Source organism: Inconstantimicrobium porci (assembly GCF_009696465.1).
Taxonomy (GTDB): Bacteria; Bacillota; Clostridia; order Clostridiales; family Clostridiaceae; genus Inconstantimicrobium; species Inconstantimicrobium porci.
The window spans coordinates 1-19120 of record NZ_VULX01000011.1 but is presented as its reverse complement, the minus strand read 5'-3'; the positions used below and the strand labels follow the sequence as shown (position 1 = coordinate 19120).

Genomic DNA, 19120 nt, shown 5'->3' with positions numbered 1-19120 from the left:
GGAGAGTTAGTATGTTAAAAGCTTATAAATATAGAATATATCCTAATTCAGAACAAAAAGAATATTTTGCTAAAACATTTGGTTGTAGTAGATTTATATATAATAAAATGTTAGCTGATAAAATTGAACATTATAAAGAAACTGGTGAAATGTTAAAAAATACACCAGCTCAATATAAAAAAGAATTTGAATGGCTAAAAGAAGTTGATTCGTTAGCGTTGGCAAATGCTCAACAGAATTTAGAAAAAGCTTATAAAAACTTTTTTAGAGATAAGTCTGTAGGTTTTCCTAAATTCAAGTCTAAGAAAACTAATTATTATAGTTATACTACTAATAATCAAAAAGGTACTATATACATTGAAAATAATCATGTAAAAATACCTAAATTAAAAACTATGATAAAGATTAAATATCATAGAGAATTTACTGGAATTATAAAAAGTTGTACTATTTCTAAAACTCCAAGTAATAAATACTATATATCAATATTAGTTAATACTGATAATAAAGTATTGCCTAAAATTGATAAAAAAATAGGTATAGATGTTGGTCTTAAAGAATTTGCAATATGTAGTGATGGATATAGAGTAGCAAATCCAAAATATCTAAGAAAGTCAGAAAAGAGATTAATTAAACTACAAAAGGATTTATCAAGAAAACAAAAAGGAAGTAACAATAGACACAAAGCTAGATTAAAAGTAGCTAAATTACATGATAAAATTGCTAATCAAAGAAAAGATTTCTTACACAAATTATCTACTAAGCTTATAAGAGAAAACCAATCTATAGCTATAGAAGATTTACGAGTAAGTAACATGATGAAGAATCATAAATTAGCAAAAGTAATTAGTGAAGCTAGTTGGTATGAATTTAGAACAATGTTAGAATATAAAGCAGACTGGTATGGAAGAACTATTGTAGTTGCTCCAACTAATTATGCAAGTAGCCAATTATGTTCTGTGTGTGGTTATAAAAATATTGATGTAAAGAACTTAGCATTGAGAAATTGGACTTGTCCGAACTGTGGCACAAACCACGATAGAGATATAAATGCAAGTAAGAACTTAGAGAAATTGATAGTATAAACTATTGATAATAATGAGGTTGGGACAACCTTATAAGCTTGGGTAAACTTGTTCCGTTGGGAATATTGACCAAGAAGCTTCTAAGTCTTTAGCTTAGAAGTAGTTCACCATCTACTTCAATATCTAAATCTGAATAAAGTTCTTTAACATATGAGATAACTTTATTTTCAGATTCTTCATCAAGATTTTTTTCATCAAAATAAACAAAATCTATGTCTTTTATACCGTAATCAAGTGGTTTGTCAGAAAGATAATTCCAGACTGTCTGTGCTATACAGCCAGCTCCTATGTAATAATTCTCTAAGTTTAAAGATTCAGCTCGTTCAATAACGGTGTTAATATTTTTGCTTTTCATAACAATCTTTTCTAAAACTTTTATCTGTTCATTAATATCTAGGTTATAACCATTTAATAATTTTTTATCCACGTTTATTACTCCTTATAAGAAAAATTAAGAATAAATTAATTATATCATTGCTTTATGGAAATAATAGATTTTGAGTAATATAATTACAATTATAATTTAAAATGGGAGGATATATTTGATGAAATCAAATAAGATATATAAAGCACTGTTCATACTAATGATTACAATTCCGGCTACATATATAGTTATATATGAAATATTGAAATTATATAAACTTACTTTTACGAATTTCACTATTTCAATAACAGAAATAGTAATGCTAATAATATCAATTATAATTGCAATATGGTCATATGGGAATAAACATAAAAGTGAAAAATCAACAAAAATCAAAAGAATATCTAAATGGGGAATGTTCTTAGGAATATTAAATGCAGTAATAATGTCATTAAATCTTAGTGTTGGACAAATATTTATGGACCCTGAGCACTTTGTAGAAAAGGATGGCAAACCTATGGTTGCTCATGTAAATGCATACTTATCAATTTATGTAGATTATTATGACAAAAAGAATATATTCATTAGAGGAACCATTGTTAAAATCAATGAGTATATAGGAAAAGGTGGATATGATCCATTTGATGAAAATGGCAATGCTCCTAAAGCAAAGAGAGCTACTTATTACGATGATAATGGAAATTATGTAAAAACAATTGAATAAATTTAGGCAACGAGAATTATGAAGCTGAATTTTCTATTTTGGATTTATATATTATTTGAAGATTTAAGTTTAGCGATAAATAGAACTTAGATAGTCACACTATTATTTATTGCATATACTGAAATATGCGCAGAAAATAAGGAGTGTTTAATTTGTATATTAAGACTAAAGATGGTAAGGTAAATCCATCTAATTCTGAGTCGATTGTACCTTATGTCGATAAACTTCCTATTCCAATGACAGCTAAACCTATTAATAAATATAATAGCTCTTACTATCATTCAGATGAAGATTATTACAACATTATCATGCAGGAAGGGTATCATAAGTTCCATAGAGATTTTCCATATACAAAAATGTGGATGTATAATGGAGTATTTCCTGGACCTACAATAGAAGCAAGAAAGGATGTCCCTATTTTAGTGAGGTGGTTTAATAACCTTCCTAATAAGCATCTTTTCCCAGTACCTCATACTTTGCATGGAACTCTTGATGCACCTGATGTAAGGACTGTGGTTCATCTTCATGGTGCTGAGGTTGCTGATGATAGTGATGGTTATCCTGATGCATGGTACACAAGAAATTATGAAAAGACAGGGGAAAGCTTTACAGGGAAAGTTTATAAATATACTAATAATCAGTATGGCGCTACTTTATGGTATCACGATAATGCTATAGGTATAACAAGATTAAATGTTTATGCTGGTCTTGCTGGTTTTTATATTCTAAGGGATAATCTTGAGGATAGACTTGATCTGCCAAAGGGCAAATATGAAATACCATTAATGATACAGGACAGGACTTTTAATGAAGATGGTTCATTATTTTATCCTGAAGCTCAGATAGTTGATCATCAGGCAAGCTTACCAGTGAATTTTGGTAATGTTGCAACTGTAAACGGAAAAATATGGCCATATCTTAATGTTGAGCCACATAAATATAGATTTAGGATATTAAATGGATCAAATGTTAGGGACTATAAACTAACTTTAAGTAATGGTGCTTCATTTACTCAGATTGGAACTGACAGCGCATTACTGCATCATGCTCAGACAATAGAGTCATTTTTATTGGAGCCGGCAGAAAGAATTGATGTAATAATAGATTTCTCCCAATATGCTGGACAGGAAATTTTATTAAGAGATTCTACAGGTGATCCTGTTCCTCTTGGTAATGAAGGAAACATAATGAAATTTAAAGTATGCCTTCCACTAAGCAGTCATGATTCAGGTGAAGTTTCAGAATTGTTGCCATATCATGGGATAGATTCAAGCCTAGCAAGCATAGAAAGAACTATTCATTTAAATCAGAGAGGGACTATGCATTTACTGAATAATAGAATGTGGAGTGATCCAAGTACTGAAAAGCCAGAGGTAGATACTATAGAAATATGGCATCTGGTTAATCACTTTTTTACTCCTCACCCAATTCATGTGCATCTTGGTCACTTTGAAATTATAGGGAGAAAAATATTTACAAATGATGATTTTGATGAAAATGGAGATTATAAGTTTGATATAAATAGTCTTGTTCCACCACATAAATATGAAAGAGGACTTAAGGATACTGTAAGTGCAGAACCTTTGACTGTAACAACTATTGTTATGCATTTAAAAAGAACAGGAAAGTATGTTTATAACTGTAGTATTCCTGAATATCATGATAATGATATGATGAGACCGCTTAATGTTACTGATAGATTTATTCCTATCAGCTGAGTTGAGAATAAGTAATACTTTTTTCATATTATATTTTAAGTAATTAATTATATGATTTTAGAAGGAGCTGTATCAAGAATGATTTTTAAATCTGATACAGCCTTTTTGTTTTTATATTAATTTAGTATTTGGAAGCTTAAATTCTGCAATAAATAGTAAGGTGCCTGTGATGGTAAATTATTTATATATCATTTGAATTATAATAATACAATAATTTGTTCATTATAACTATATAATGATTTCTTTTTCATAATGAATCTTATAAATAAAAATGTGATTTGAATCATATTTCTAATACGGGCTTTTTTTTTATAATTAAATCATAACAAATGACAAGCGTAATTTTAGGAGGAATTTTAAAATGACAGTTAACAATATAGATAAACCAGTTATGGCATGGAAGGGCTTTAAAGAAGCAATAGTATTTAAGAAGGTACAGGAAGATAAGAATGTAAGTTCATTTTTCATAAAGATGAAAGATGGTAGCACTCTTCCATCATTTATACCAGGACAGTATATCGCAATAAAGGTGAAAATGCCTAATGGAAGTTACAGCAAGATAAGACAATATACTCTTTCTAAGAATTATAATGAAGATTTTTATAGAGTTAGTATTAAGAGAGAACCAGAAGGTAATGTAAGTAAGATGTTATGTGATAATGTAAATGAAGGTGATGTTATTGAAATAACTGCACCAATAGGAAAATTTGTTCTAAAGGACAGCGACAGACCTCTTATTTTAATAGGTGGTGGAATCGGAATTACACCAATGCTTACAATGGCTTATGATGCAGCACCAAAGGGAAGAAAAATTCATTTAATATATAGTATTCCAAACTCAGACTGCCACAGTTTTAAAGAAGAAATAGAAAGCTTTAGAAAGTATGATAATGTAAAGATTACTACTATCTATACAAGACCATTTGAAAAAGATGAAGCAGAAAAGAGATTTGATCTTAAGGGCAGAATAAATAAGGAATGGATGATGGAAAACCTTCCAGTAGACGGTGATTTCTACTTCTGTGGACCAGAACAGTTTATGAGAGCAATTTATCATAACCTTATTGACATGGGAGTAGATAAGGAACAAATAAACTACGAACTATTTGGACCAGGACAGGACATAACTAAATAATTTAGAATTTAGAATGTAGAATTAAGGACAGAACTCTGCTTTAGCAGAGTTCTGAGCCAAGGCATCAGCGAAATGGATTTTGTCAGTAATTATACATTATAAAATATACATTTTACATTAAAAAAGGTTAGGGTTGTGAAAAGATGAAAAAGTGCAGCTGTAGCGAGTGTAAAAACAGGCTTTGTGCTACAAAGGTTCCTATATTTGAAAATCTTGAATATGAAGAACTTTTAGAGATATCAGGCAAAATAGATTACAGAGAATTTGACAAGGAAGAAGTTATTTTTTCTGAAGGAGCACCAGCAGATACTATGTATTTTATTAATGGTGGTAAAATTAAAATTTATAAATACAATAAGGCTGGTAAAGAACAAATTCTTAATGTACTTGCTGATGGAGAGTTTTTTGGAGAACTTGATCTTATAAAGACCTCAAAATACAATTTTTATGCAGCAGCCATGGAAAAAACAAGAATATGTACTCTTGCTAAAAAAGAGATGAAAAACATAATATTAAGAAATCCTGAAATAGCAGTGAAACTGCTTGAAAATGTAGGAAAAAGGCTGTATTCACTTGAAAACCTAGTGCAGAGTCTTTCTACAAATGATGTAGATGCAAGAATTGCCTTTCTTCTTATTGAATTTATGGAGAAATCATCAAATGTTACTGATGAAGGAATTGAAATAAAGCTTACTATGAAAAGAGAAGACATGGCTAATTACATAGGCGTAACAAGAGAAACTATAAGCAGAAAACTTAAAAAGTTTCAGGATGAAGGTATAATAAAGATAAAAAAAGCGAAGACCATAGTAATTCTAGATGAAGACAGGTTATATGAAAAATATAATGAATAATAACATTCCAATAAAGTTAAAATTTAATATGTGAAATTTGTTTTTAAGATAGGAATCCACTAGTAGGGATTCCTATTTTTCACCTACTGATATTATAAAATACAGTGGACGATAGTCAATATTGATGGTTTATCACATAGCAGATAGACTTGTAAATATCATACGAACAAATTAGTTTAAGGAATATATCGGGTATCTTATTATTGGCAGTTGTGAAAAAAGGTTTATAATTAGACCGTAGATCTAATTAAGAGGGGGTATTATGATAACTAAAAAGTATTTTGATAGTACTAAAGAAAAATATATTGCAATGATATTCAAGATTTTTCTAGAAGAAGGATATGATAATGCTACTCTTTCTTTAATCATAAAAAAGCTTGGAATTTCAAAAGGTGTTTTCTATCATTATTTTAAAAATAAAGAAGAGTGTGCAAAACAGTGTGCCAAATATTATACAGAAATGTGTATAGATAATAACCACTTGGAGCAGCTCTATCCATATGTGGCAGCATGGATAGTCTTCTTGCTAATAAAGAACTTGTCCATTTGATATATTCTGAGTTTTAAGCCATGATTTAATTTTATCTTCACTATTATATATAAATCCATGAAAGTATAAGATATAAGTTTATTTTAAGCAATAAATGTAAAGATAATTATTATTTTGCTTAGTTTCAAAATCATATGAATTTGTGTTATAACAAATTGGTAGTACCCATTATGTAACATGCAAATGAAATTTTGCATATAAACCAATAATGGGTTTTGTGGTTATTAGTGATTAAGGAGGCTGAAAATGTCAGTCAGCAGTGAAAAACAATATATAAAAATGACAGAAACACCGATTCCTAAGCTGATTTTATCCTTAGGACTGCCGACAACAATAAGCATGTTAGTTACAAACATATATAATATGGCAGATACATATTTTGTTGGTAAACTTTGGACAAGTGCTTCGGGTACGGTTGGAATTATGTTTGGATTAATGGCGATTATTCAGGCCTTTGGATTTATGCTTGGACATGGAGCTGGAAGAGTTCTTAATATTTTTGGAGATATGTTATTCATGCAGGGATTTAATATGGGTATATATGGAGTAGGACTTTCATGGAATAATGACTGTATTGGCATTTATCGGCTTCATTAACTCAGCAGCAATCATCAGTCTTTTCAGGGATGACAGTAAAGTTATTGGTATAGGAACTTTTGCGTTATAGGCTCAGTGTATCAGCTTAATAATTATGCCGGTATCAGTTTGTGGCAATATGCTTTTTCAAAGTATAGGGAAAAGTGGACGTGCTACATTTCTATCATGCTTAAGAAGCGGCCTGTGTTACATTCCAATTCTTATTATATTAACTCGTGTTATGAGCCTTACAGGAGTTGAGATTGCTCAGCCAATAGCTGATGCAGTAGCTTCTATAATAACAATACCTTTTGTTGTTCAATTCTTCTCTAAGCTTCCAAAAGAAGATTATGTTGTAAAGAAAGTTGTAAATAAAAAGTTATATTCAACTTATTAAAGTTAAATAATAGGGAACTCTATTATTATTGATAAAAATAATAAGGAGTGTTTGATTATGGAAAATAATATGGATCTTGAATATCCTATGTTTTGCTATCAATGTGAACAGACAGCAGGGGGAAAGGGGTGCACTAAGCTTGGTGTATGTGGTAAGACTCCAGAAATTGCAGCTTTGCAGGATCTTTTGATTTATCAGATAAAGGGCATCAGTTGTTATGCAAAGGAGATTATTGAACAGGGAGAAAATCTTGATAAAGATATTGTAAGCTTTATTGAAAATTCTCTTTTCACTACTCTTACAAATGTTAACTTTGATGCAGAAGTTCATATAGAAATGCTTAGAAAGTCACAGAGTATTAAGGAGTCACTTAGAAAAAAAGTTGGCAAGATTAAAAATGATACAGATCATGCTACATACAATTTAAGTGAGACAATGTCTGAGATGCTCGAGGATGCTAAAAAAGCTGGTATCATGTATGACAAGGAGCTTGACCCTGATATTCGTTCATTAAGACAGACTATAATTTATGGACTTAAAGGAATAAGTGCGTATGGACATCAGGCAAGAGAACTTGGCTATTATGACGATCAGGTAGATAATTTTTATGCTCTTGCTCTTGAAGCAACTACAGATGATAACTTAGATGTAGAGGAACTTATAAGATGGACTATGAGAACTGGTGAAGCAAGCATGGCTGTCATGAAGAAACTTGATGAAGCCAACACAGAAGTTTATGAAAACCCAGGTCCTCATCTTGTCAATGTACATATTAAAAAAGGACCATTTATCATTGTTTCAGGCCATGACTTAAAGGATCTTGAGATGCTTCTGCAGCAGACTGAAGGCAAGGGCATAAATGTCTATACTCATGGTGAAATGATTCCATGTCATGGTTATCCAGGACTTAAGAAATATAAACATCTAGTTGGAAACTATGGTGGTGCATGGCAGGATCAGCAGAAGGAATTTGATGATATTCCAGGATGTATTTTAATGACTACTAACTGTTTGATGAGACCAAGAGAAAGTTATAAAGACAGGATTTTCTCAACAAATGTTGTGGGATGGGATGGCATAACTCATATAAAGAAAGATGAGAATGGCTATAAGGATTTCAGTCCAATAATTGAAAAAGCACTTGAACTTGGTGGATTTAAGGAAGACCAGGAACCTCATGAAATACTTGTAGGTTTTGGCCATCATGCAACTATCAGCAGGGCAGATGCCATTGTTAATGCAGTAAAGGAAGGAAAGGTAAGACATTTCTTCTTAATTGGAGGATGCGATGGAGCTAGACCAGGCAGAAACTACTATACTAATTTTGCCAAGATGGTACCACATGACTGCATCATCCTTACACTTGCCTGCGGTAAATACAGATTCAACAAACTTGACTTTGGAGAAGTCGCTGGACTTCCAAGACTTCTTGATGTAGGTCAGTGCAACGACTGTTATTCAGCAGTAAAGATAGCTACAGCACTTGCAGATGCATTTGATACAGATGTTAATTCTCTGCCTCTTTCAATCATCCTTTCATGGTATGAACAGAAAGCAGTTGCAGACCTTTTAGCACTACTTTCACTTGGCATCAAGAATATTTATCTTGGACCAACTTTACCAGCATTCTTAAGCCCAAATGTATTGCAGTATCTTGTTGATACATTTGGATTGAGACAAATAAGTACACCAGAAGATGATTTAAATACTTGCTTAAGACAGGTAAATACAAATCAGCAAAATTCATAAAGTTGTTGCGGTAAATATTGAAATAAAATACTTATTATGCTAAAATAATCCTTCTTGAGTTCATGGAAATTTAAGGAGGATTATTGTTGCTGATATTGATGGCAGTATAGCAGGGGCATGCCATATGGTAAAGAAGGATCTCAGAAACATTCTTATTTATAAGATAGGCTGCATCGCTTTTATTGAAGATTTTGGAGTACATAAAGATTATAAGAGACAGGGCATTGGCAGAAAGCTGTATGATGCAGCAGTAAAGAATGCTGAAAAATGGAATGCAGACAGTCTGGAACTTAATGTCTTGGAAGTTAATCACGAGGCCAGAAAGTTCTATGAAGCTGTAGGTTTAAAACCTAAAAGTACGCATATGGAAGTAATGTTGAAAGAAAAGGGGCTTGTCCCCTAAAACCCCTAGAATATAAATTTGTCCGATTGGTGCATTCTTGTCTTAACGGCGTTGAAGGCATCCTGATATAAAGATATTATTATCTTGCAGGTTAGAGAAAACTAACTTGAAGAATTATATAATCAGGGATGAAGAACGTATAGCTAAGATTTTTTCAAGTCTGTATAATGTTCCAGTAGGTATAAGAGATTATTTTTACAAAATTAAGGTGGTGGAACTTCTGCTTTATTTACATGCAGCAGAGATTGATAAGACAAAAAATATAAAACCTTATTTTTACAGATCACAGATAGAAAAGATAAAAAATCTTCGGACTAATTGTATAATGAAATTGAACCAATAAAAAATCCATAGTGATTACCCGTGTTATAATTAAGTTGCGAAACCAAAATAACAAGGAGGATAATCACTATGAATTACCCAAATCATAACACAGAATCACGTAAAAATAAACACTTGAATTTCAAAGAGCGCATGACTATAGAAATACGCCTTGCAGACGGTTGCTCTGCATATAAAATTGCCAAAGAATTGCAAAGACCAATCAATACTATTATCAATGAAATCCGTCGTGGAACTACTACTCAAATCAAGCAAAGCTTCGTAGAAGCACCAAACATACAGTTGTGAAAAAGCATAAGAAGATACTTGGTAAAAGCATCTCAGAGCGTCCTACACACATCCTTATTCATCATTTGAAAAAGGCACAAATGAGCGTCATAATGGGCTAATACGTCGATTTATCCCCAAGGGAAAGCGTATATCTGATTATAGTGTTGATAACATAGGGTTTATTGAAGAATGGATGAACACTCTTCCACGTAAAATCTTAGACTACCGAACTCCAGAGGAGCTTTTTGAAAAGTACCTCGATGAGATCTATGCAGCTTAAAAATTCAAGGGTTCAAATGGAAAAATAAAATTAGTTCAATTTGTTATTGCAATTTATCGATACTTTCTATAATATAAAAACACTAAAAGTAACAATTATTTGTGTGAAAAAAGGAGGATTAATATTATGGAAAGTATAATGAAAAGTAATTATGGAGAAGTTTCAAAAGATTTTGGCGAGAAACTTAAACAATTAAGAACTTCAAAAGATATGTCGCTTAGAGAGGTTGAAGAGAAAACTGGCATATCGGCCGGATATGTTTGCAGACTAGAAAGTGGTGAAAAAAGAGCACCGACGATACCTATTATTTGTAAGTTAGCTCAAGTGTATAATCTAAAGCCATCTGAACTATTTTCTATGGCAGTTAATACGGTAGAGAGGAATGAAAGGATAATGGATATAGGAACATTTCTGTTAACTTATGATGTTCTTTATCTAGATAGAATATTAACAGTGCATGTTAAAAATATATTAATTGATATAATTAATGATATATTACTAAATGAGTGGAACAGAGGTCTTGAAAGGCAAATATTAGAAATGATAGATGATATAAAAAATTCAAACATATGGGACTAAGTATTTAGTCTCTTTTTTTGTTTAATATAGTAAATACATAGAAATGGATATTGTATTTTGTTAAAATAATAGTAAGATATAACAATATTAAAAGAGGAGAATAATCATATGATAACTGGAGAATTAAGAAGCAAGATAGATAAAATTTGGGAAACATTTTGGACTGGCGGACTTACTAATCCACTTGAAGTTATAGAGCAATTTACATACCTTTTATTTATAAAAGATTTAGATGATGCTGAAACAACTAAAGAAAATGAAGCTTCGTTTTTTGGCGTTGATTTTGATAGAACTTTTCCAGAAGATAAACAATATTTAAGATGGAGTAAGTTTAAGAATGAAGAAGCTTCTGAAATGTATAGAATAGTATCAGAAGAAGTATTTCCGTTTATTAAGAATATTCATAAAGATAAATCATCTGCATATTCAAAGTACATGGGAGATGCAATGTTTAAGATTCCAACACCACTTATGCTTTCAAAAATAGTAGATGCTATTGATAATTTACCTATGAGTGATAAAGAGGTAAAAGGAGATTTATATGAATACTTACTATCTAAGGTAGCAACAGCAGGTACTAATGGACAGTTTAGAACTCCAAGACACATAATTAAAATGATGGCAGAACTTATGAAACCAAAGCCAGAAGATATTATTGTAGACCCTTCAATGGGGACAGCAGGTTTCTTAGTAGGAGCAGAAGAATATTTAAGAGATAATCATGCAGATATGTTTTTAGTACAAGGATTAAATGAACATTTTAATAATAATATGTTCCATGGCTTTGATATGGATAGAACTATGCTTAGAATAGGTGCTATGAATATGATGTTACATGGTGTTGATAATCCTAACATAGAGTATAAGGATTCATTATCAGAAATGAATACAGATAAGGATAAATATACTTTAGTATTAGCTAATCCACCTTTTAAAGGAAGTCTTGATTATGAAGCAGTATCAGCAGACCTTTTAAAAACAACTAAAACTAAGAAAACAGAACTTTTATTTTTAGCATTATTTTTAAGAATATTAAAAACAGGTGGAAGATGTGCTTCAATTGTACCAGATGGAGTGCTTTTTGGTTCAACTAAAGGACATAAAGATATAAGAAAAGAAATAGTAGATAATAATAAGCTGGAAGCAATAATTTCAATGCCTTCAGGAGTATTTAAACCATATGCAGGAGTATCTACTGCTATTATGATATTTACTAAAACAGGAACAGGTGGAACAGATAAAGTATGGTTCTACGATATGAAAGCAGATGGTTATTCATTAGATGATAAGAGAAATCCAATAGATGAAAATGATATTCCAGATATAATAGAAAGATTTAATAATCTTGATAAAGAGGTCGATAGAAAGAGAACAGATAAGAGCTTTTTCGTACCAGTAGAGGAAATAAGGGAAAATGGATATGATCTTTCTATAAATAAGTATAAGGAAATAGAATATGAGGAAGTAAAGTATGATGAACCTAAAATTATTTTAGATAGAATAAAGAGTAGGGAAAAAGAAATTAATGATGGAATAGAAGAACTTGAAAGAATGATAAGTGAGAATATAAATCTTTGATTTAGCATTTTGAATTTATTCAATAAATGAATTTGAGTGAAATTTCACTTTAAAAAATGAGGTAAAATTAATGAAATATATAAAAGTGAAGGATTTATTTGAAATAAAAAAAGGTAAAAAAGTAGAACAAATAAATGAAAAAAAAGATGGGGCTATAAGATACATACAAATAGATGATTTGAGAAATGATGATAATATAAAATATTGTGTAAATAATAAATATGTTTTAGCAAGAAAAGAAGATATTATAATTGCTTGGGATGGAGCTAATGCAGGAACGATTGGTTATGGTTTAGAAGGAGCTATTGGTAGTACTCTAGCTATCTTATCTTTTAAAGATAAAGGCTTTATGAGTGAATTTTGTGGCTTATTTTTAAAGAGTAAATTTAAGTATTTGAGAGATAAATGTACTGGTGCGACTATACCACATATATCTAAGCAAGCACTAGTAGATTTAAAAATGCCTAATATTAGTTTGGAAAAACAAAAGGAAATTGTAAATACATTAAGAATATCTCAAGAATTAATAGATAAAAGAAAAGCTCAAATAGAAGATTTAGATGAGTTAGTTAAATCGAGATTTATCGAGATGTTTGGTGATCCTGTTTTGAATCCCAAAAGATGGGTGGTTAAATCTGTAATAGATGTTTGTGATTGTATGGTACCTGGAAGAGATAAACCTAAAAGTTTTACAGGTGACATACCATGGATAACTATAGAAGATTTAAATGTTAATGGTGTAACTCTTGGATCTAAATCAGGTTTAGGGTTGACTGACAAAGAGATAGATGAGGTGCACAGAAAAAAGGTACCTTTAGGTAGTGTGATAATGAGTTGTGTAGGTAATTTGGGTATATGCTCTATTGCTGGAACTGAAATGATTATTAATCAACAATTACACTCATTTCAATGTAAAAATATTAATAATATTTTTCTTATGTATTATTTAGGTTTTAGAAAAGATTATATGAATTTGAAAGCAAGTAATACTACAGTATTATATATGAACAAAACTATATGTAATTCAATACCAGTATATCAACCACCAATAGAACTTCAAAATCAATTTGCATCCTTCGTTAAACAAGTCGACAAATTGAAATTTGAAATGGAGCAAAGTTTAAAGGAATTAGAAGATAATTTCAATTCATTAATGCAGAGAGCATTCAAAGGTGAATTATTTAACTAATAAAAAGAGGAATGGATAAAGGAGATACTTATGAAAAAATTAAGAAGTAATTTAAAGAAAGAAGAAATAGCATTAACTAAAGGATACATGAAATGGTATAGAGTTGTTGAAAATGAACTAAGACTTTTTATAAATGAAAAAGCTTTAAATGATAATAATGAACTTTTGAATAAGATATATTGGAAAGAAAATAGAGCAGAACTTTGTGTAAATGGGTATGATTATTCAGTGAATTTTTATGAGAAATTTAAAGACTATTCACTTAAAGTATTCGTTAAATCTGATATTGGAGCATTATATAGTGAATATGAAGTTGAAAGTTGGGGAGTAAATGAGAGAGCCATAGAGGTAAAGTTTAAATAAGGTTTAAGGAGGAAGGGCTTTGGGTAATTTTGATTTTTTAAAGGATAAAGATATATTTAAAGGCTTTGCAGGTAGTTGCATAGAGGCTGAAAAAAGTATAGTAGTAAGTCCTGCCACAACAGCTATTTTAAGTAGAAGAGCGCTAGAGCTTGCTGTTAAGTGGCTTTATAGTTTTGATGACGACTTAGTAATGCCTTATCAGGATAATTTATCAAGTTTAATACACAGTAATTGTTTTCATGAACTTATAGATAATAAGTTATTTAGACCAATAAAATATATTATCAGCCTTGGTAATGTAGCTGTTCATACTAACTCAAATGTAAAGAGGGAAGAGGCAGTTTTATCTCTTCATAATCTTCATATGTTTGTTTCATGGATTGATTATTGCTATGCTGAAAAGTTTACAGATAAGGAATTTGATGAAGGCTTATTATTAGATGGCGAAGAAAAAAGAACAAGACCAGAAGAACTTCAGGATTTATATGAAAAATTAAGTTCTAAGGATAAAAAGATAGAAGAAATTAGAAAGCAGAATGAGGATTTAAGAAAAGAACTTACAGCTAAGAGGAAAGAAAGCAAAGAAGATTATGATTTCAATGTCGATGAAATTAGTGAATATGAAACTAGAAAAAGATACATTGACGTTGAACTTAAACTTGCAGGCTGGGAGTTTGAAAAAAATATAGTTGAAGAAGAGCCTTTAAAGGGTATGCCAAACAATACTGGAGAAGGATTTGCTGATTATGTTCTATATGGCAAGAATGGTAAGCCACTTGCTGTTGTTGAAGCAAAGAGAAGTAGTAAAGACCCTAAAATAGGTAGTCAGCAGGCAAAACTTTATGCTGATTGTTTAGAAAAGAAACATGGACGAAGGCCTGTAATTTTCTTTACAAATGGATTTGAAACTTATATATGGGATGATTATAACAATTGTTCTGAAAGAAGAGTATATGGTTTTAGAACACAAGATGAATTGCAGTTAATGGTAGATAGAAGAAGTAGTAGAAAACCACTTAATAATATCATGATAAAAGACAGTATATCTAATAGATATTATCAAAAGGAAGCAATAACAAAGGTTTGCGAAGATTTACAACAGAGACAGAGAAAATTCCTTCTTGTTATGGCAACAGGAACTGGAAAGACTAGAACTGCTATATCTCTTGTAGATGTACTAGCAAGACATAATTGGATAAAGAACGTTTTATTTTTAGCTGATAGAAAAGCACTTGTTAAACAGGCAAAGAATAATTTTTCAAGATTACTTCCTGATTTATCTTTATGTAATCTTTTAGATAATAGAGATAACCCCGAAGAATCAAGAATGATATTTTCAACTTATCCCACTATGATGAATGCTATAGATGATACAAAATCAAAGGATGGAAAGAAGCTATTTACACCAGGGCACTTTGATTTAATTATAATAGATGAATCACATAGAAGTATTTATAAAAAGTATAAAGCAATTTTTGATTATTTTGATGCGTATCTTCTAGGACTTACAGCAACTCCTAAAGATGAAGTAGACAAGAATACTTATTCTATATTTAATCTTGAAAGTGGTGTACCTACTTATGCTTATGAATTAGAAAAAGCAGTAGAAGATGGATATCTAGTTGATTATAGAAGCTTGGAGCGTACATCAAAACTTATGGAGGATGGAATTAAGTACGATGATTTATCTGATGAAGATAAAGAGCAATTTGAGGATACTTTTGATGATGATGAGAATATAGATGATGAGATATCAAGTTCAGCAATTAATGAATGGCTTTTTAATGAAAAAACTATTGATTTAGTGTTAAATGATTTAATGGATAACGGCTTAAGAATAAAAGGAAATGAAGAAATAGGTAAGACTATAATTTTTGCTAAAAGTAATAGACATGCAAAGGTGATTGTTGATAGGTTTAATAAACTTTATCCAGAGCTTGGGGCTGATTACTGTAAGGAAATTGATTATAGTATTAATTATGTTGATAGCTTAATTGATGATTTTTCAGACCCAGATAAGAAACCACAGATTGCTGTATCTGTTGATATGCTCGATACAGGAATTGATATTCCAGAAATATTAAACCTTGTATTCTTTAAAAAGGTACGTGCTAAATCAAAGTTTTGGCAGATGATAGGAAGAGGTACAAGACTTTGCCCAGACCTTTTATCAGTAGGAGAAGATAAAAAACAGTTTTTAGTATTTGATTTCTGTAATAACTTTGAATTCTTTAGAGTTAATCCAAAAGGATTTGAAGGTGGAGTGCCTCAAAGTCTATCAGAAAGAATTTTCAATTTAAAGCTTGATTTAGTAAAGGAATTACAAGATATTAAATATTCAGATAATGAATATGTTGAATATAGACAGGCTTTATTAGATAATCTTATTTTAAGTGTGAATTCGTTAAATGAAGATAACTTTAGAGTAAGAATGGAATTAAATTATGTTCATAAATATAAGAATGAAAGTTCTTGGAAAGGATTAGGAGCTGTAAGTAGCAATGAGATAAAAACACATATATCACCACTTATAACTCCTATAACCGACGATGAATTTGCAAAAAGATTTGATGTAACTATGTATACAATACAGCTTGCAAAGCTTCAAGGAACAAATGCTAATAAACCTATAAAAAGTGTAGTACAAACAGCAGAAGAGTTATCAAAACTTGGTACAATTCCACAGATTCAAGAACAGAAATATATTATTGAAAAAGTTAAAACAGAAGAGTTCTGGGAAAGTGCTGATATATTTGATTTAGATGAAGTAAGAGAATCTTTACGTGAACTATTAAAGTATTTACAAAAAGAAACACAGAAAATATATACAACTAATTTTGATGATATGATTATTAAAGAAGAATCAAATGGTGCAATGTATAATACAAATGACCTTAAAAACTATAGAAAAAAGGTTGAATATTATTTAAAAGAACACCAAGACCAAATAGCTGTACATAAATTACGAAATAATAAAGAGCTTACTAAGCAAGATTTAAAATCATTGGAAGAAATAATGTGGCATGAACTTGGTACAAAAGCAGATTATGAAAAAGAGTTTAAGGAAATGCCATTAACTAAACTTGTAAGAAAGATTGTTGGATTAGATAGAAATGTTGCCAATGAGATTTTTTCAGAATTCTTAAATGATAAATCTTTAAATACAAAGCAGATTCACTTTGTAGAACTAATCATTGATTATGTAGTTAAGAATGGATTTATTGAAGATAAAAAGATATTACAACAAGAGCCATTTAGAAATGTGGGAAGTATTGTTGAATTATTTAAAGATAATATGAATTGTGCAAGAAATATTATGAGTAAAGTTGATAGTATTACTGAAAAACTGAATAGTGTAATTTAACTAAAACACACAGCCTTTTTAATGTATGATATTATATTTTTACTGAATGTTACACAATGTCATTTAGTAACATAAGAAATGGCTTGTTTAGGACATTTAGAAATTTTCTGAAATAAATTTTATTTTGAATGTTACATAATATACTGAATAATAAAATTGTGTAACATATGGAGGTGAGTGATATAAAAACAGTTTATCCCCTGAAAGATAAAAAGCAGATTGAAGCAATGAAGAACTTTTTAAAAGGAAAAAATACTAGAGATTATCTTATGTTCATGGTAGGTATTTCTAGTGCATTAAGAATCAGTGATATTTTATCATTAAAAGTTAATGATATCTGGGATGGTAAAAAACCTGTAAAATTCATTTATCTTAATGAAAAGAAAACAGGCAAATATAAGCGTTTTCCAGTAACGAAGAATTTAGAGAAAGCTATTATATTATTTATGAAACAGTATAACTATAAGAAAAATGAATTTGTATTTCTATAAAGGAAGAATACAAATAAGCCAATTACTAGACAACAGGCCGCCCGCATCATAAAAACATGTGCTGATTATGTTGGTGTTGAAGAAAATGTAGGTACACATACAATGAGAAAGACATGGGGTTATTGGGCATATAAAAGTGGCGTTTCATTAGCTTTAATCATGGAAGCTCTAAATCATAGTAGTATTTCTAATACAAAAAAATATCTTGGAATTACACAAGAAGATTTAGATGACGTGTACATGAATTTAAACTTATAAACTATAAAAGATGAAAAGGAGAGTTAATATGAAAAAAATAAACATTAAAATTAGTAAAAGGTATTTGAAGGACTTGATAATAACTATTATGCTAGGCATTACATTATCAACTGTGATATTATCATTTTTCAGAATTACAACTATAAATGGACACTCGATGGATAATACACTTTATGATGGTCAGCGTTTAATTCTTAGCATGAAGAGTTATTCTTTTGGAAAAACACCAGAATATAAGGACGTTATAGTATTTGAAAGAAAGGACTTATCTACAAGATATCTTGTAAAAAGAGTGATTGGCGTTGCAGGAGACCGTGTAGCAATTAAAGACAACCAATTATATATTAATAATAAACTTATAAATGAAGATTATATAAAAGAACCTATGAACATGGATGACCTTGATATCGTTGTTCCAGAAGGAAAAGTCTTTGTAATGGGTGACAATAGAAACAATAGCATTGATAGTAGAAAGTGCATAATTGGATTTGTTGATATAGAGGATGAGATTTGTGGCAAGGTTTTAGGGGTTTAAGAAAGCATTATTTTTAAGAGACTAATTGTATAATGAAATTGAACCAATAAAAATCCATAGTGATTACCCGTGTTATAATTAAGTTGCGAAACCAAAATAACAAGGAGGATAATCACTATGAATTACCCAAATCATAACACAGAATCACGTAAAAATAAACACTTGAATTTCAAAGAGCGCATGACTATAGAAATACGCCTTGCAGACGGTTGCTCTGCATATAAAATTGCCAAAGAATTGCAAAGACCAATCAATACTATTATCAATGAAATCCGTCGTGGAACTACTACTCAAATCAAGCAAGGAAAACATGTTG

20 protein-coding genes and 2 pseudogenes are annotated in these 19120 nt (G+C 30.3%); 21 read left to right on the top strand and 1 reads right to left on the bottom strand.

From position 1 onward, the window contains the following. Window positions 1–11: 11 nt before the first annotated feature. The gene (tnpB, locus tag FYJ33_RS08685) at window positions 12–1085 is read left to right on the top strand and encodes an IS200/IS605 family element RNA-guided endonuclease TnpB (RefSeq protein ID WP_154531357.1); all 1074 of its coding nucleotides are present in this window, start codon (window positions 12–14) and stop codon (window positions 1083–1085) included. An 88-nt stretch (window positions 1086–1173) separates the two neighbouring features. Here tnpB and FYJ33_RS08680 read toward each other — a convergent pair whose 3' ends face one another. Further along, window positions 1174–1512: a nucleotidyltransferase family protein gene (locus FYJ33_RS08680; RefSeq protein WP_328598672.1), complete on the bottom strand. Its 339-nt coding sequence runs from the start codon at window positions 1510–1512 to the stop codon at window positions 1174–1176. Between the two features lie 118 nt (window positions 1513–1630). Here FYJ33_RS08680 and FYJ33_RS08675 point away from each other — a divergent pair, with 118 nt between their 5' ends. The 20 genes and pseudogenes from FYJ33_RS08675 to FYJ33_RS08590 form a co-directional block, all read left to right on the top strand. Next, the gene (locus tag FYJ33_RS08675; RefSeq protein ID WP_154531356.1) at window positions 1631–2173 is read left to right on the top strand and encodes a hypothetical protein; all 543 of its coding nucleotides are present in this window, start codon (window positions 1631–1633) and stop codon (window positions 2171–2173) included. Between the two features lie 152 nt (window positions 2174–2325). Further along, window positions 2326–3891, top strand: a complete 1566-nt coding sequence (locus tag FYJ33_RS08670) for a multicopper oxidase family protein (protein ID WP_235900813.1) — start codon at window positions 2326–2328, stop codon at window positions 3889–3891. 361 nt (window positions 3892–4252) lie between these two features. Further along, window positions 4253–5026, top strand: a complete 774-nt coding sequence (locus tag FYJ33_RS08665) for an FAD-binding oxidoreductase (RefSeq protein WP_235900812.1) — start codon at window positions 4253–4255, stop codon at window positions 5024–5026. A gap of 143 nt (window positions 5027–5169) precedes the next feature. Then, complete coding sequence (locus FYJ33_RS08660; RefSeq protein WP_154531355.1) at window positions 5170–5880, top strand: Crp/Fnr family transcriptional regulator; 711 nt, start codon at window positions 5170–5172, stop codon at window positions 5878–5880. A gap of 262 nt (window positions 5881–6142) precedes the next feature. Next, the gene (locus FYJ33_RS08655; RefSeq protein ID WP_154531354.1) at window positions 6143–6430 is read left to right on the top strand and encodes a TetR/AcrR family transcriptional regulator; all 288 of its coding nucleotides are present in this window, start codon (window positions 6143–6145) and stop codon (window positions 6428–6430) included. 246 nt (window positions 6431–6676) lie between these two features. Further along, window positions 6677–7027, top strand: a complete 351-nt coding sequence (locus FYJ33_RS16850; protein ID WP_328598671.1) for a hypothetical protein — start codon at window positions 6677–6679, stop codon at window positions 7025–7027. 94 nt (window positions 7028–7121) lie between these two features. Continuing rightward, window positions 7122–7403, top strand: coding sequence for a hypothetical protein (locus FYJ33_RS16845; protein ID WP_328598670.1), 282 nt, complete (start codon window positions 7122–7124; stop codon window positions 7401–7403). A gap of 57 nt (window positions 7404–7460) precedes the next feature. Further along, on the top strand, window positions 7461–9152 hold the full coding sequence (gene hcp, locus FYJ33_RS08645) for a hydroxylamine reductase (protein ID WP_154531353.1): 1692 nt from the start codon (window positions 7461–7463) through the stop codon (window positions 9150–9152). A 79-nt stretch (window positions 9153–9231) separates the two neighbouring features. Continuing rightward, the gene (locus FYJ33_RS08640) at window positions 9232–9555 is read left to right on the top strand and encodes a GNAT family N-acetyltransferase (protein ID WP_328598677.1); all 324 of its coding nucleotides are present in this window, start codon (window positions 9232–9234) and stop codon (window positions 9553–9555) included. A gap of 106 nt (window positions 9556–9661) precedes the next feature. Beyond that, a complete protein-coding gene (locus FYJ33_RS08635) occupies window positions 9662–9898 on the top strand; it encodes a hypothetical protein (RefSeq protein WP_154531351.1) in 237 nt (78 codons plus the stop codon). A 68-nt stretch (window positions 9899–9966) separates the two neighbouring features. Then, the gene (locus tag FYJ33_RS16335) at window positions 9967–10185 is read left to right on the top strand and encodes a helix-turn-helix domain-containing protein (RefSeq protein WP_235900811.1); all 219 of its coding nucleotides are present in this window, start codon (window positions 9967–9969) and stop codon (window positions 10183–10185) included. 43 nt (window positions 10186–10228) lie between these two features. Next, window positions 10229–10447, top strand: a pseudogene (locus FYJ33_RS16330) (transposase); the annotation flags it as partial. 126 nt (window positions 10448–10573) lie between these two features. Continuing rightward, entirely contained in the window at window positions 10574–11026 is a 453-nt protein-coding gene (locus FYJ33_RS08625; protein ID WP_154531350.1) for a helix-turn-helix domain-containing protein, read from the top strand. Between the two features lie 108 nt (window positions 11027–11134). Next, entirely contained in the window at window positions 11135–12604 is a 1470-nt protein-coding gene (locus FYJ33_RS08620; RefSeq protein ID WP_154531349.1) for a class I SAM-dependent DNA methyltransferase, read from the top strand. 70 nt (window positions 12605–12674) lie between these two features. Next, on the top strand, window positions 12675–13793 hold the full coding sequence (locus FYJ33_RS08615; protein ID WP_154531348.1) for a restriction endonuclease subunit S: 1119 nt from the start codon (window positions 12675–12677) through the stop codon (window positions 13791–13793). Between the two features lie 30 nt (window positions 13794–13823). Then, window positions 13824–14156 carry a hypothetical protein gene (locus FYJ33_RS08610; protein WP_235900810.1) on the top strand — a complete coding sequence of 111 codons (333 nt, stop codon included), beginning with the start codon at window positions 13824–13826 and terminating at the stop codon, window positions 14154–14156. 19 nt (window positions 14157–14175) lie between these two features. Next, window positions 14176–17520: a DEAD/DEAH box helicase family protein gene (locus FYJ33_RS08605; protein WP_154531347.1), complete on the top strand. Its 3345-nt coding sequence runs from the start codon at window positions 14176–14178 to the stop codon at window positions 17518–17520. 167 nt (window positions 17521–17687) lie between these two features. Next, a pseudogene (locus FYJ33_RS08600) lies at window positions 17688–18269 on the top strand (site-specific integrase). A 28-nt stretch (window positions 18270–18297) separates the two neighbouring features. Beyond that, window positions 18298–18804 carry a signal peptidase I gene (gene lepB, locus FYJ33_RS08595; RefSeq protein WP_235900809.1) on the top strand — a complete coding sequence of 169 codons (507 nt, stop codon included), beginning with the start codon at window positions 18298–18300 and terminating at the stop codon, window positions 18802–18804. A 117-nt stretch (window positions 18805–18921) separates the two neighbouring features. Beyond that, on the top strand, window positions 18922–19120 hold a 199-nt coding region (locus FYJ33_RS08590; protein ID WP_154531345.1), incomplete at its 3' end, for a helix-turn-helix domain-containing protein.

Coding starts and splice junctions, on each gene's coding strand:
- tnpB (WP_154531357.1), top strand. CDS start 12: ATGTTAAAAGCTTATAAATATAGAATATATCCTAATTCAGAACAAAAA.
- FYJ33_RS08675 (WP_154531356.1), top strand. CDS start 1,631: ATGAAATCAAATAAGATATATAAAGCACTGTTCATACTAATGATTACA.
- FYJ33_RS08665 (WP_235900812.1), top strand. CDS start 4,253: ATGACAGTTAACAATATAGATAAACCAGTTATGGCATGGAAGGGCTTT.
- FYJ33_RS08660 (WP_154531355.1), top strand. CDS start 5,170: ATGAAAAAGTGCAGCTGTAGCGAGTGTAAAAACAGGCTTTGTGCTACA.
- FYJ33_RS08655 (WP_154531354.1), top strand. CDS start 6,143: ATGATAACTAAAAAGTATTTTGATAGTACTAAAGAAAAATATATTGCA.
- FYJ33_RS16850 (WP_328598671.1), top strand. CDS start 6,677: ATGTCAGTCAGCAGTGAAAAACAATATATAAAAATGACAGAAACACCG.
- FYJ33_RS16845 (WP_328598670.1), top strand. CDS start 7,122: ATGCCGGTATCAGTTTGTGGCAATATGCTTTTTCAAAGTATAGGGAAA.
- hcp (WP_154531353.1), top strand. CDS start 7,461: ATGGAAAATAATATGGATCTTGAATATCCTATGTTTTGCTATCAATGT.
- FYJ33_RS16335 (WP_235900811.1), top strand. CDS start 9,967: ATGAATTACCCAAATCATAACACAGAATCACGTAAAAATAAACACTTG.
- FYJ33_RS08625 (WP_154531350.1), top strand. CDS start 10,574: ATGGAAAGTATAATGAAAAGTAATTATGGAGAAGTTTCAAAAGATTTT.
- FYJ33_RS08620 (WP_154531349.1), top strand. CDS start 11,135: ATGATAACTGGAGAATTAAGAAGCAAGATAGATAAAATTTGGGAAACA.
- FYJ33_RS08615 (WP_154531348.1), top strand. CDS start 12,675: ATGAAATATATAAAAGTGAAGGATTTATTTGAAATAAAAAAAGGTAAA.
- FYJ33_RS08610 (WP_235900810.1), top strand. CDS start 13,824: ATGAAAAAATTAAGAAGTAATTTAAAGAAAGAAGAAATAGCATTAACT.
- lepB (WP_235900809.1), top strand. CDS start 18,298: ATGAAAAAAATAAACATTAAAATTAGTAAAAGGTATTTGAAGGACTTG.